This window comes from Streptomyces sp. WAC07094 (assembly GCF_036320405.1).
Taxonomy (GTDB): domain Bacteria; phylum Actinomycetota; class Actinomycetes; order Streptomycetales; family Streptomycetaceae; genus Streptomyces; species Streptomyces lannensis.
The window spans coordinates 2857688-2870173 of the sequence record NZ_JAVMJZ010000001.1 but is presented as its reverse complement, the minus strand read 5'-3'; the positions used below and the strand labels follow the sequence as shown (position 1 = coordinate 2870173).

The window sequence follows — 12486 nt, the reverse complement described above, 5'->3', positions numbered from 1 at the left end:
GTACGGCACCGTCAGACCGCGACGGCTTCGCCCATCTCCTCCTCGGCCGCCTCGTCCGCGGTGTCCTGCCCCATGCTCGCCGGCGGGGTCGCTGCCGGGGCGGGGGCGGCGTGGCGCTCGGCCACCGCGGCGACGGCCAGCAGCAGCAGTCCCGCGACCAGCCAGAGGACCAGCGTGAGGATGTGGCCGGCGAAGCCCGCCGAGTCGAAGTAGAGCAGGCTGCGTGCGCCCTCGACGAAGCCCGCGCCGTTCCAGAAGGCGTTCAGCGCGCCGAAGAAGCCGTTCTGCAGCGCGGGCTGGAGGATGCCGCCCGAGCTGGTGAAGTTGAGCATCACGAACAGCACCATCAGGGCCAGCGTCGTCCAGCGCTTGAGGAAGGTGTGCAGGGCGATGCCGATGGTGAGGATCCCCGCCGAATAGAGCCAGGACATGCCCCACAACCCGAGCAGGTGGTGGTCGGCGAGGTGGAAGACGGGCCCGGCCAGCACGGTTCCCATGACGCTGACCACGAGTGACGTGCCGAGACCGATGGCGGCCCGGATCCCTGTGCCGAGGGCCGCACCGCCCGCACTGATCGCGGCGACGCTGGCGTAGGAGCCGATGCTCAGCGCGACCAGCAGGAAGAACAGGCCCTGTCCGGTCGGGTCGCCGTCGGCGAGCCGGGACAGGTCGGTGACGCGCAGGGGTGCGCCCTGCTTGCCGGCCACGGTGGTGAACACCGCCTGCGCGGCGGTGGCGGAGGTGTCGGAGTTGGCCTTGGCGATCAGCAGCTCGGGATGCTCGGCGCTGGGCACATAGGCCGCGACCAGGTCCCGGTCCATGATCTGGCGCTGTGCGGCGGCCCGGTCGGGCACGGTGGTGACGTCCAGGGCGTCCCCGGCCTTGTCCTCGATCGTCTGGGCCAGCACCTGATGGCGTGGTGAGGTGCCGACGACGGCGACCTTCAGCCCGTGCGCGTGCGGTGCGTGGAAGGCCCCGAGGTAGGCCATGCCCATACCCAGGCACATCAGCAGCGGGGTGAGCAGCAGGATCACCACATGGCGGACGGCCTGGTGGGTGGAGGTCACTGTCGGCCGCTCCGCGGCCAGGCGGTGGGTACTCATCGAGGGCTCTCCTTGGGGTTTGGTGGTTGTAAACTACATATAAATATTGTTGTAAGCTACAACTATTCGGGAAGGGTGCCTGCCATGCCGGACCGCGATGCGTCGATGGACGTCATCCAGCGCGAACTCACCCGGTTCGCGCGTCGCGCCCGCCAGAAGGCCGCCCAGCTCCATCCGGAGCTGTCACTGGTGGCCCACAGCATGCTCGACCACATGGACAAGAACGGCAGCTGTCACGCCGCCGACCTCGCCGGGCACTTCCTGCTGGACAAGTCGACCGTCAGCCGGCAGATCGCGATGCTGGAGGCGGAGGGCCTGATCGTGCGCGAGCCCGACCCGGACGACCACCGGAAGCAGATCTTGAAGGCGTCCGAGAAGGGCCTTGATCTCCTGACGGGCGCCAACCGTCGGCGCCGCGCCTCCTTCGAGCGGCGGTTCACCCACTGGGGCGACGCCGACGTGGCACAGCTGGCCGCCTACCTGCGGTGCTACAACGCGGCCGAGGACGACTGAACCGGGGCGCGGCAACGGGTCCTGTCGCTTGCCGCCATGCCCTGCGGTGATGTACCGGGACCCCGTCCACGGCCCCGACATACGGTCGCTCAGGGCGGCACGCACCCGGCCGTGCACCGAGCGCCGCGCTCCAACGAGGCGGGAGACCCGCCGAGTTGATCGCGTTGTCAGTCCCCCCTGCCATCATCCCGCCATGCTGTACGACGCCTTGGTGGCCGAATCCCGCAGGAACGACGGGCTCGACGAAGTGCGCTCCGTCGCGCTCGACCGCGTCCGCCGGCTCGTCGACCTCCTGGAACATCAACGGACCGAGTTCCGGCGCTCCATGGGGCACGAGTACCGGCGATCCAGGACACAGGGCGCGGCGACCCGGACCGAGATCGACGGGCGACTCGCGGCCTGCACGGACGAGGAGGGCAGGGCCGCTGTCCTGTGCCTCATGCTGGCCGCCCGCTTCGACGACACGAGCCTGTGGCAGTACGACGCCGAAATCGGGTCGCTGATCTCGAGGGTGCGCGGCTGGACGCCCGGCGAGGTCGCCGTGATGCTGCTCCGCGCCACCGAGTACGACGTGAACCACTGGTTCGCCGAAGCACTGGGTCAGGTGCTGGACGCCGCCGACCAGCTCGACGCCGAGGGCCGCCGTGCGGTCGGGCCCTGGCTGCGGCACGCGCACACCCGGCTCATGGACACCACCCTCGAGGCGCGGCTGCGCACATCGCTCGCCCAGCGCCTCCGGGCGCTGCTGGCGAGTGTGGACGAGGCGGACATCCCCGAGGGACTGATACCCGTCGGTGCTCCCTGGGCCGCCCCGCTGAGGGATCGCGCGAGGACTTCCCCGACGTCGGAAACGGCCCGCTTCATCAGGCACTTGGCGAGTCCGTCGGGGCCGCGACCCGCGCAGCGGTGGCGGCGGACCTGCCTCGAACTCGCGGACGCGGCGTCGGCACGGGACCTCGTGGCCGACGTCCTGCGGGCGCTGGCCGAGGACGATCCGCTGTGCAGCACAGAAAACGGTGCGCACACCGGCTGGCTGCATGACGGCTACCACTACCACTACGTCGTCCACCAGAACGACGCCGACCTGGCACGGGGCATCGTCTGGGCGGCCGCGCTGACAGCAGGCCCGGCAGCGGTGCGTCACCTCGGCGCGCTCGCGCTGCGGACCGGCGGACACGGAACCGGGGTGATCGAGGACCTCAAGCTCGCGGGTGCCGCCATCAACGCCCTGGCCGAGACCGGCGATACGGCCTCCCTCGAGGCACTGTGGCGATTGCAGTCACGGATCAGGCACCGGGCACTGCGCAAGCAGCTCGACACCGCGCTGGTGACGGCGGCCGGCAAGCAGGGCATCACGGCGGAGCAGCTCATCGAGCGCAGCGTGCCGGACCACGGTCTGGCGCCGGACGGCTCGCTGGAACGAGAGGTGGGCGGACACCGGGTGCGGGTGGCGATCGACGGGGCGGGAACCGTACGGCTCACCTTCGCGCGCCCCGACGGAACCACGTCCCGCACGGCTTCGGCGGCAGTGAAGGACGGATTCCCCGACGAGCTCCGGGAGCTGAAGGCCCTGGCCAAGGAGATACGGGGGACGCTGTCGGGCGAGCGGGCCCGTGTGGAGGCGCTGATGTCGGCCGGGCGGGAGTGGCCGTACGAGGAGTGGTGCCGCTACTACCGCGACCACCCGGTCACCGGAACTCTTGTCCGCGGGCTGATCCGGGAGTTCCAGGACGAGGGCGGCGAGTGGCACGCGGTGGCACCGGCGGCCGAGCCGGCCGGTCGGCCCGAGCGCGTCCGGTTGTGGCATCCGATCCGGGCGTCAGCGGAGGACATCGGGGAGTGGCGGGAGCGGATCGTCGCCGAGCGGCTGCGGCAGCCGTTCAAGCAGGCCTTCCGGGAGATCTACCTGCTCACCCCCGCCGAGGAGGAGGCCGGTGTCTACTCCAACAGGTTCGCCGCCCACATCGTCCACTACAAGCAGCTCTACGCGCTGTTCAAGGAACGCGGCTGGCAGGCCAACTTCCTCGGCCGGTACGACGGCGGCTACGACGGTCAGGCGCGGGCCGAGTTCGGCGACGGCGAGTGGCGGGCCTGTTTCCACCACGAGCCCGCCGCGGACGACGACGGCGGCTACGCGCCCGAGTACGCCGCGACGGACCAGGTCCGCTTCGAACGGCGGGACGGCCGGCGCCTACGTGCGGTACCGCTGGCGGAGGTGCCCCCGCTGGTGTTCAGCGAGGCGATGCGGGATGTGGATCTGTTTGTGGGTGTGACGTCGATCGCCGCCGATCCCGAATGGGCCGACCGTGGCGAGGACCGTTACGGGGGGTACTGGCGGAGGGCGTCCTTCGATGCGTTGACGGCGAGTGCCGAGGTGCGGCGGGAGGTGTTGGAGCGGATCCTGCCGCGTTTGAAGATCGCCGCCCGGTGCACGCTGGAGGGTCGTTTCCTGGTTGTGCGGGGGGACTTGCGTACGTACAGGGTCCATCTGGGCTCGGCGAACATCCTGATGGAACCGGACGATTCCTACTTGTGCATCGTTCCGTCGCGTGGCAAGGGTGACGGGAAGGTCTTCCTGCCGTTCGAGGACGAGCGGCTCTCCCTGATCCTGAGCAAGGCGTTCCTGCTCGCCGCGGACACCGACATCACCGACGAGTCGATCCTCCGCCAGATCAAAAGGGGTGCCTGATGGCCACTGTGACGTTCCGGGACGAGACCGCGACGGGCAAGCCGGTCGCCGCGTGGGAGATCGCCGGGCTGCCGGAAAGGATGACCGTACGGGAGCTGATCCGGCTCAGGGTCCGTGAGGAGGTCGCCCGGCACAACAGCCGCCCGAGCACCCATTTCAACGGTCTCGTCCGTCCCGACGACGCCGAGGTCGAACTGAACGGTTACCGACTCCGCGAGCCGCGCCGCATCGACTGGCAGCGCCAGGCCGACACAGCGGAACGCGCCTTCCTGGCCAACGGCTTCTTCGTACTGGCCGGTGACCACCAGGTCGAGGACCTGGACGAAGTCGTGGACCTGACAGCCGATCCCGACCTGGTCTTCATCAAGTTGGTCGCCCTGGTGGGTGGTTGAGAGAGTGCGGTCTCCGTGAAGCGGTAGCCCTCGCCGGTCAGCACAGCCTCATCGCCGACCCGCCGCCCAGGGACGGCTTCCTGTTCTTGGACCGGGACCGGTTCGCCGCCTCGTTCGCCGCGGACACCGCCGCCGACCAAGCCGCCTTCATGGCGGACTCCCAGGTGCCCTGGGGCGTGGACGCCCTCAACGGAGCCGCGCCCCAGCCGGCCTGGCGGACCGAGCCGACCTGGCACCTGGTCGTGACCGACGACGGGATGATCCCCCCGCCCGCACAGCGTGCCATGGCCGAGCGGGCCGGAGCCCGGACCGTCAGGTCCCCGGCAGCCACTCGGTCCACGTCTCCCGGCCGGCCCGGCGCGGTCGCCGATCCGGTCAAGCAGGCCGCACACGGCTGACCGGCCGGCCCCGCGACGGCGGCCACTCGTAGCGGCCCCACACAGGCGCGCCCGCACGAACTGCGACGGTGCGCACTCCCCGGTGACCCGCGGGACGGGCCAGGGCCCGGCGACCATCGGGCCGCCATCCGCCATCCGCCATCCGACCCCCCGTGCCGCGGACATACCTGCCCCAGCGAATCACCCACACCGATCCACCGACCAGGGCAGCGGGGGCACCGGGATCCGCCGCCCCTGCTGCCCGATCGAACGTGGACGACGCTGTGGACCGAGGCCGAGTCCAGGGCAGGACCGGGCGGCTGGGGTAGAGCCTTATGTGTCCCCGTGCCGGAGATGTGCGCCAGTCGCCCGGCCGGCTGGCGGCGACGCCCGGTGGCGGTAAAGCTTTGGAGACCGAGGTGATCGAGGGGGAAGCGAAGCTGATGTGACTGTGGAGGAGCCGTGGGCAGCCTGGTCGTCGTCGGAGTGGATGGCTCGTCGTCGAGTGATGCGGCGGTGGTGCAGGCCGCCCGGGAAGCACGACGGCGTCATGCGACGCTTCGTGTGGTGCACGGTTTCAGCTGGCCTGTCGGGCCCATGTACGCGCCGCTGGACCCGTCGCCGCTCAATCGCCTGGCGCACGACTCCGCGGAGCTCGCCCGCGGTGTCGCGCCGGAGGTGGAGGTCACCGATGCCGTGATGACCGGCGGCGCGGTAGCGGTGCTGACGGCCGAGTCACGAGACGCGGACCTCATGGTCGTCGGCCGGCGAGGCATCGGTGGCTTCGTCGGCATGCTGCTGGGCTCGACGGCGGTCTCCCTGGCCACTCACAGCCAGTGTCCGGTGATCGTGGTCAGCGACGAACCGGATGACGCGGGGCCGATCGTGCTGGCCGTCGACGGCTCCCCCGAAGGCGAGAACGCGGTCGAATTCGCCTTCGCCGAGGCTGCGTTGAGGAGAGCCGAGATCAGGGCCGTGCATGCGTGGCTGCCCGATTACGCGCCGGCCGGTATGGGCGTGGAGAGCGCGGAGCGATTGCTGGCCCAGGCAGTCGTCGGTCGCCGGGAGAGGTATCCGGACGTCAGGGTCGGACAGGAGGTCCTGAGCGGCGAAACCCGCGAGGTACTGATCAAGGCGAGCAGCGGCGCCCAGCTGATGGTCGTCGGAGCCAGAGGGCACGGCGGCTTCTCCGGGCTGCTCCTGGGCTCGGTGAGTCAGGCGCTGTTGCACCACGCGCACTGCCCGGTCGCCGTCGTCCGCCGTAGTGCGTGACGAGGGTCGTGCAGGGCGGCCGTCGGACGCACAACAGGCTGGAGGCCGCCGGGACCGGAGGCGAACCTGTGCGCGGTGCGGGATGCCGGTCCTCGCCCCCGTACGGCGCCGTGCGAACGGCACCGGGGGCGATGTGCGATGGGACGCTCACCCTCGCCGGAGCATCTTGTGTGCCATCGCGATCACGGCGCGGGCCGCGGGACCGGGCGCGCGGTCGGACGGAGAAGCCAGGGAGAACTGCCAATCCAGGTCGGCGTCGACGACGGTCAGCGTGGCGACGTCCCGCCCTTGGCCGAGGGCGACCCGTGGCAGCAGTGCCACGCCCAGTCCGTTTCGTACGTAGTCCACGCCGGTGGTGAGATCGGTGATCTCGATGGCGACGCGGCGGGGGACGGAGGCGGCGTCGAAGGCCCGGTCGGCAACGGTCCGGTTGCTGTAGCCCAGGGGAAAGTCCACGAAGTCCAGGCCGGCGAGCTCGGTGATCGAGACGCTGGGTCGTTTTGCGAGCGGATGGTCGGCGGGCACGACGAGATCCAGCACCGAGGTGGCGAGGTCGGTCAGCGTGATGCCGGTCGGACAAGGTCCGGGCCCCGAGACGAAGGCAAGGTCGAGCCGCCGTTCGAGGAGGGCTTCGATCAGGCCCTGCGAACCGGAGGGGGCGGCGCTGGTCTGCAGGAACACGCCAGGGTGACGCCGGTGGAATTCACCCAGGAACACGGGAAGGTCGATGAGCCCGACCGTGGCGATCGCGCCGAGCCGCAGTGTGCCGCTGAGTCCGCCGCGGACCTCGGCCACCGCGTCCGCGGCCTCCCGGGCGGCGTCGAGAGCGGCATGGGCGCGCGGGAGCAGGGCGGCACCGGCGTCGGTGAGCAGTACGCGTTTGGGGGTGCGTTCCAGCAGCGGCGTACCGAGTTCCCGCTCGAGGTTCTTGATCGTGGTGGAGACCGCTGACTGGACGACGTGCACCCGTGCGGCGGCACGGGTGAAGTTCGCTTCCTCCGCGACGGCGACGAAGTACTCGAGCTGGCGCAGTTCCACCCTCCGAGTATCCCTCGAGGTATCTCTCAGCGAGATGGCCGCGGTCTATTACTTCTGTTGGACAGTGCCTGCTGCGCCCAGCGATTCTGTTGGAAGTCCAACCTATTCAGGAGGCTGAAAATGACCTACAGGACGCCACCGACATATCTGGGCAGCGGTGACCCGGTGCGACAGCGCAAGGACTACTACCCCCCTTGGCTGGACAATCTTGCCGACGATGTGACGCTGGAGGCCGGTGTCTTCAACGGCACCATTCACGGAGCCAAGGACGTTCGCGCGATACTCTCCTACGCGCGCACTCTGTACGAATTCCAGGACTTCATCTACATCGGCAAGTACGGAGAGAACGGCTTCGTCGAGGACTACGCGGCGACCGTGGACGGCAGGCCGATCGCCAACATCGCCGTCGTCTACAAGAACGAAGAGGGGAAGACGCAGCACCTTGTGATGAACCACCGTCCGCTGCCGATGCTCCAGTACTTCTCCCGGAAGCTGGGCGAGCACTTCGCCGGGACCGAGTACGCGAAGTACTGCGCCGACCGCGACTGAGCGGACCCGCTCATTCCTGCCGCGATATGGAGGAAGAATGTCTCGGAATCAGCCAATCGTGGATGCTTGCCGGCGGGCATACTCCGGATTCGAGGAGAACGATTTCTCGGACCTGGTGGCCCTGATGTCACCCGAGGTGGTTTTCCACTTCCCCACCTCTCTGCCTTACGGCGGGACATTCCACGGTCCGGAAGGGTTTCTCGCCTTCTACCAGGATATCTACGATCACTATTACGACACCTTCAATTACGACGCACATACGGTGCTCGACGCCGGGTCACACGTGATCGTTCCCGTCAGGGCCAGGGCAAGGGCGAAGACCGGCCGCACGATGGAGAATGAACACTGTCTGCTGTTCACCGTGAAAGACGGGCTGATCACCGAGGCCCGGCTGTACGCGGACACCGCCAAGGGCCGCGACTCGATCGAGGGCCTCCAGGCGTATCCCTCGGCGGCCTGCTGAGCCCCGAACCGACACAGCGGGCATTCGAGCGACGCCGCGCCGTCCGCAGTCGGGAATCGTCCCGGAGCCGGGGGGTGCGGACCCCGAAATGCCGGATCCATGATCCGAACTCGGTGTGCTGCGCCGAGTCGCGCGGTCCTGATCGCGGACATCGGTAAGCCGCACGAACCCGGCGCGATTACGTGATCGTCTCGAGTGGGCCGGTGAAGGGGAGTAGGGAGCCCGTGCCGATGACACTCAGCACGCGGGCCGGTTCCATCAAAAAGGAAGGGCCTGCAGCCCGGGCGCCGACGAGGAAGCCGGCACCAGCATCGTTCTTGTCCGTAACGCCCGTCGAACTCGCCGGGCGCTGGGAGATGAAAGGTCTCTCATGCCTCGATCCATGCGCGCGCTCGTAGCCGGAAAGGTCGGCGAGCCGATCGATGTCCTGCGGCTGGAATCCCGGCCTGTTCCCACACCAGGAGCCGGCCAGGCGTTGATCCGTGTGCAGGCGACTCCGATCCACGCCAGCGATCTGCATGTGCTGCGTGGACGCTACGGTTTCTCGCCCGAGTTTCCCACCGTCGGCGGTCACATGGAGTGCGTGGGCCGTATCGAGGCCCTGGGCCCGGATACGGAGGGGCTGACGATCGGCGAGCGTGTGGTGGCCGTTGCGGTCCCGGCGGTGCCCGGGCCCCATGTGGCCGGCACCTGGCAGGAATACCTTGTGGCCGATACACAAAGACTCCTGCCGGTCCCGGACGGTCTGAGCGACTCCAGCGCCTGTCAACTCGCCGTCAACCCGTTGACGGCACTGCTCCTCGTGACGCGCGAACTCGACGTAAAGCCGGGCGAATGGCTGTTGCAGACGGCCGCGGGCTCCACCGTCGGCCGGCTCGTCATTCAGCTGTCAAGGCATCTGGGTATTCGCACGATCAATGTCGTGCGGCGACGCGATGCCGTCGAGGAGATCAAAGCGCTCGGCGGCGACGAGGTCATTTGCACCGAGGACGAGGACCTGTTGCAGCGCGTGGCCGAGATCGCAGGACAGTCCGGCGTTCGCAAGGCCGTCGACTGCGTGGCGGGACATGTGGGTGCCCAGGTGTCCCAGGCATTGGCTCCGGGAGGCGAGGTCGTGGTCTACGGCGCGCTGTCCACCCATCGGCAGACCGACCCGGCGGCGCTGACGATCCCGCTGCAGGCACGCTCGGTCATCTACGAGACCAAGGCGGTCCGCGGCTTCTGGCTGAACCGCTGGTTCGGCACGGCTTCCCCTGAGGGCGCGCTGCGCGCGCTGTCCGAGGTCCGCGGTCTCGTCGCTGACGGAGTGCTGAGCATCCCCCAGGGCCGGCCGTTCCCGCTCGAACGCTTCACCGAAGCCATCGCGCTCGCCGAAACACCCGCCCGAGGCGCCAAGCCTCTCTTCGTCTTCGAAGACGGCAGCGACAACGACGCCGGGTAGCAAGCGGTGTTGCACGCGGCCGCGGCCATCAGCCCAAACAGGCGACGACGGCTTCCGCGACGCCGAAGACCACATCGCACTCGGCGCACTGCGCGTTGCCGAAGACGTAGGTCAACTTGTGTGCGACGCCGGACTGGCCGTCCGCGAGGGCGCGGTTGTGGAGTCTTCGGCCGAGCTCCGCCAGGGCTGAGGGAGCCTGTGGCTGCAGTGGCACTTTCCTCGCAGTGGTGGCCTTCATGTACATGCTGTCGGCAGTCGAAAAGAAGCCGTATGCCCCGAAGGCTATGAAGTTCTCCGTACTGCACGTGGGGCAGGAGACCTCGTACTCCTCGTCGTTCAGCCCGTCGAGCCGTTCGCCCCAGACGTCGACACCCTCGAAGCTCAGGAGGGCTGCCAGCAAGTGGACGTATGTCGTGGGAGTGTCGGCGAGTCCAGGGTCCTCGAGCGCTTCCTCGGTCAGCCCCACCAGGTCGGATGTTTCCGACGCGTAGGTCACCTGGGGATCTTGAACGCCGTAGGGCTGGTCCTTGCCGGCCACGATGGAGCCGGCCAAGCAGAGCGGCATCCGTCGATCCCGTGGCGACCAGTGACGCGCCATGTCTCGGAGTGCGGGCAGGGCCGCGTAGCTCGCCGGGTAGACGGTGCCCTGATGGCACAGCCGGGACCAGAGTTCGTCCCAGCTCGGATCCTGTGGAGCCGGGCTCGCTGCGTCGAGCAGCCCGGGAACGTCTTCTGCGGTGCCGTAGGCGTGGTGGAGCTCGGACCAGTCCGTCATTGCAGTGATCCAAGCAGACGGCGGCCGCATGACATCGGCCGGCCGGGGGCCGAGCGGGAATCCTGTCCCCGTGGTGGGCCAGGACCGATCGTCCGAAGGGGCCACCAACCTCCAGACATGGGCCTAGATCTCGTCAACAGCTCGTCTCCGGCCCCGACACAGGCCCGCTCGTGAGACATGGCGCCGTACGGACACGAAGACCCCGCCTCAGCGTTTCCGCCGGTGACGGGGTCTTGAGCACCATGCAGGGTGTCCCCGGCAGGCTTTGAACCCGCGTACAGGGTCCGGAGTGAATGCCGCGGTCACTACCGGCAGCTCTCTGAACTGCGGCGGAGTCCATCGCAAGCCGTCGGCGACACAGCAGCGCCGGACGCGTGTGGCAACGCCGGTTCGCGGCTCGCGCTGCCGGCACGCGGGGCGGCCGAGTGACTCGGGGTCGAGTATCCACGGCCGCCCGTCCGGTCATCGCCTGTGCCGGTCGCCGGGACCCGGTCGACTATCGAAGTGACCGGAAGCCCGTGCGGAGTTCCCCGACGAAGAGCTCCGGCTGCTCCCACGCGGCGAAGTGCCCGCCCTTGGGCAGCCTGTTGTAGTGGACGAGGTTCGGGTACGCCTCCTCCGACCAGCTCTTGGGGGCCTGGTAGAGCTCGTCGGGGAAGACGCTCACCGCTACCGGGAGTTTGACACCCTTCGAACCGAAGAACGGAGTTGTGTTCTCCCCATAGAGGCGGGCCGCGGAGATCGCCGTGTTCGTCAGCCAGAAGAGCGTGATGTTGTCCAGGACATCGTCCCGTGTCAGGCCCTCACTCACTCCGTTGAAGGACCGGGTGATCAGCTCGAGGCTGGCCTTGTCGTGGTCGAGCAGGAAGGCGGCCAGGCCGACGGGGGAGTCCGCGAGCGCCGTAAGGGACTGCGGGCGCGAGGCCATCATGTAGGCGTAGTAGACGTGCCGGTAGACGAAGTCCAGCTGCTCGACGGCGCGCTTTTGCTCGTCGTCGGCGAGGACGACGTCGGACGGCAGCGGGTTGCCGGCGATGATGGCCTGCTCGACCGCGGGCGGAATCACCTTGGGCATGTTGGTGTGGATGCCGACCAGGCCCTCGGGCTCCTGCACCCCCATGAGGTCGGTGACGACCGCGCCCCAGTCGCCGCCCTGCGCGACGTACTTGGTGTATCCGAGGCGCTTCATCAGTTCGCCCCAGGCGCGGGCGATGCGTTCCGGACCCCAGCCGGACGCGGTCGGCTTGCCGGAGAAGCCGTAGCCGGGCATCGACGGGATCACCACGTGGAAGGCGTCCGAGGCGTCACCACCGTGGGCCGTCGGGTTTGTGAGCGGGTCGATGATCTTCAGCTGCTCGATGATCGAACCCGGCCAGCCGTGGGTGACTATCACCGGCAGCGCGTTCTCGTGCTTCGAACGGACGTGGATGAAATGGATGTCCAGCCCGTCGATCTCGGTGATGAACTGCGGGTAGGAGTTCAGCCGCGCCTCGACCTTGCGCCAGTCGTACTCGGTCGCCCAGTAACGCGCCAGCTCCTTGACGGTGGCGAGCTGGGTGCCCTGGGACTGATCGTCGACGGTCTCCTTCTCGGGGAAGCGCGTCGCCTCGATGCGCGCACGCAGGTCCTGAAGTTCCGCGTCGGGGAATTCGAACGTGAACGGGTGGACAGTCGTCGATGCGGAAGTGTCAGACATATGGGGGGTGCTCCTTGCAATGTCGGCGACCCTCTGTCGCCGGCTCGTCCACAGTCGTCCAGGTCTGCGTGCGTCGCCCCAGGGAAACCCCCGGGGTGTCCCCGTGGTCGAACCCCGGGGTGCGTCCGATCCGCGCACAATTACTGAAAGCGCCCAAAAGGGAATACGGTCAAAACAG

General features: G+C 68.6%; 12 protein-coding genes. 8 read left to right on the top strand and 4 right to left on the bottom strand.

Features of this window, described 5'->3' with window-relative positions; translation table 11 throughout:
• Positions 1 to 11: 11 nt before the first annotated feature.
• Positions 12 to 1103, bottom strand: coding sequence for a hypothetical protein (locus tag RCR19_RS12510; protein WP_331265211.1), 1092 nt, complete (start codon positions 1101 to 1103; stop codon positions 12 to 14).
• 84 nt (positions 1104 to 1187) lie between these two features.
• Here RCR19_RS12510 and RCR19_RS12505 point away from each other — a divergent pair, with 84 nt between their 5' ends.
• The 5 genes from RCR19_RS12505 (at position 1188) to RCR19_RS12485 (ending at position 6346) form a co-directional block, all read left to right on the top strand.
• Positions 1188 to 1616, top strand: coding sequence for a MarR family winged helix-turn-helix transcriptional regulator (locus RCR19_RS12505; protein WP_331265210.1), 429 nt, complete (start codon positions 1188 to 1190; stop codon positions 1614 to 1616).
• A 193-nt stretch (positions 1617 to 1809) separates the two neighbouring features.
• The gene (locus tag RCR19_RS12500) at positions 1810 to 4305 is read left to right on the top strand and encodes a DUF4132 domain-containing protein (protein ID WP_331265209.1); all 2496 of its coding nucleotides are present in this window, start codon (positions 1810 to 1812) and stop codon (positions 4303 to 4305) included.
• A complete protein-coding gene (locus RCR19_RS12495; RefSeq protein ID WP_331265208.1) occupies positions 4305 to 4697 on the top strand; it encodes a hypothetical protein in 393 nt (130 codons plus the stop codon). Before RCR19_RS12500 ends, RCR19_RS12495 begins: the two co-directional genes overlap by 1 nt.
• Positions 4694 to 5095 (top strand): hypothetical protein, encoded by a 402-nt coding sequence (locus RCR19_RS12490; protein WP_331265207.1) that lies wholly within the window; start codon positions 4694 to 4696, stop codon positions 5093 to 5095. Before RCR19_RS12495 ends, RCR19_RS12490 begins: the two co-directional genes overlap by 4 nt.
• Positions 5096 to 5536: 441 nt before the next feature.
• Positions 5537 to 6346, top strand: coding sequence for a universal stress protein (locus RCR19_RS12485; protein ID WP_331265206.1), 810 nt, complete (start codon positions 5537 to 5539; stop codon positions 6344 to 6346).
• Between the two features lie 147 nt (positions 6347 to 6493).
• Here RCR19_RS12485 and RCR19_RS12480 read toward each other — a convergent pair whose 3' ends face one another.
• A complete protein-coding gene (locus RCR19_RS12480) occupies positions 6494 to 7384 on the bottom strand; it encodes a LysR family transcriptional regulator (RefSeq protein ID WP_331265205.1) in 891 nt (296 codons plus the stop codon).
• A 120-nt stretch (positions 7385 to 7504) separates the two neighbouring features.
• On the opposite strand from RCR19_RS12480, the gene RCR19_RS12475 reads away from it, so the two are divergent.
• The 3 genes from RCR19_RS12475 (at position 7505) to RCR19_RS12465 (ending at position 9837) form a co-directional block, all read left to right on the top strand.
• Positions 7505 to 7933 (top strand): hypothetical protein, encoded by a 429-nt coding sequence (locus RCR19_RS12475; RefSeq protein WP_331265204.1) that lies wholly within the window; start codon positions 7505 to 7507, stop codon positions 7931 to 7933.
• A 37-nt stretch (positions 7934 to 7970) separates the two neighbouring features.
• A complete protein-coding gene (locus RCR19_RS12470) occupies positions 7971 to 8396 on the top strand; it encodes a nuclear transport factor 2 family protein (protein ID WP_331265203.1) in 426 nt (141 codons plus the stop codon).
• Positions 8397 to 8778: 382 nt separating this feature from the next.
• Positions 8779 to 9837 carry a zinc-dependent alcohol dehydrogenase family protein gene (locus RCR19_RS12465; RefSeq protein WP_331265202.1) on the top strand — a complete coding sequence of 353 codons (1059 nt, stop codon included), beginning with the start codon at positions 8779 to 8781 and terminating at the stop codon, positions 9835 to 9837.
• A gap of 28 nt (positions 9838 to 9865) precedes the next feature.
• Here RCR19_RS12465 and RCR19_RS12460 read toward each other — a convergent pair whose 3' ends face one another.
• Positions 9866 to 10612, bottom strand: a complete 747-nt coding sequence (locus RCR19_RS12460) for a hypothetical protein (protein WP_331265201.1) — start codon at positions 10610 to 10612, stop codon at positions 9866 to 9868.
• Between the two features lie 496 nt (positions 10613 to 11108).
• Positions 11109 to 12308 (bottom strand): epoxide hydrolase family protein, encoded by a 1200-nt coding sequence (locus tag RCR19_RS12455; protein ID WP_331265200.1) that lies wholly within the window; start codon positions 12306 to 12308, stop codon positions 11109 to 11111.
• Positions 12309 to 12486 lie beyond the last annotated feature (178 nt).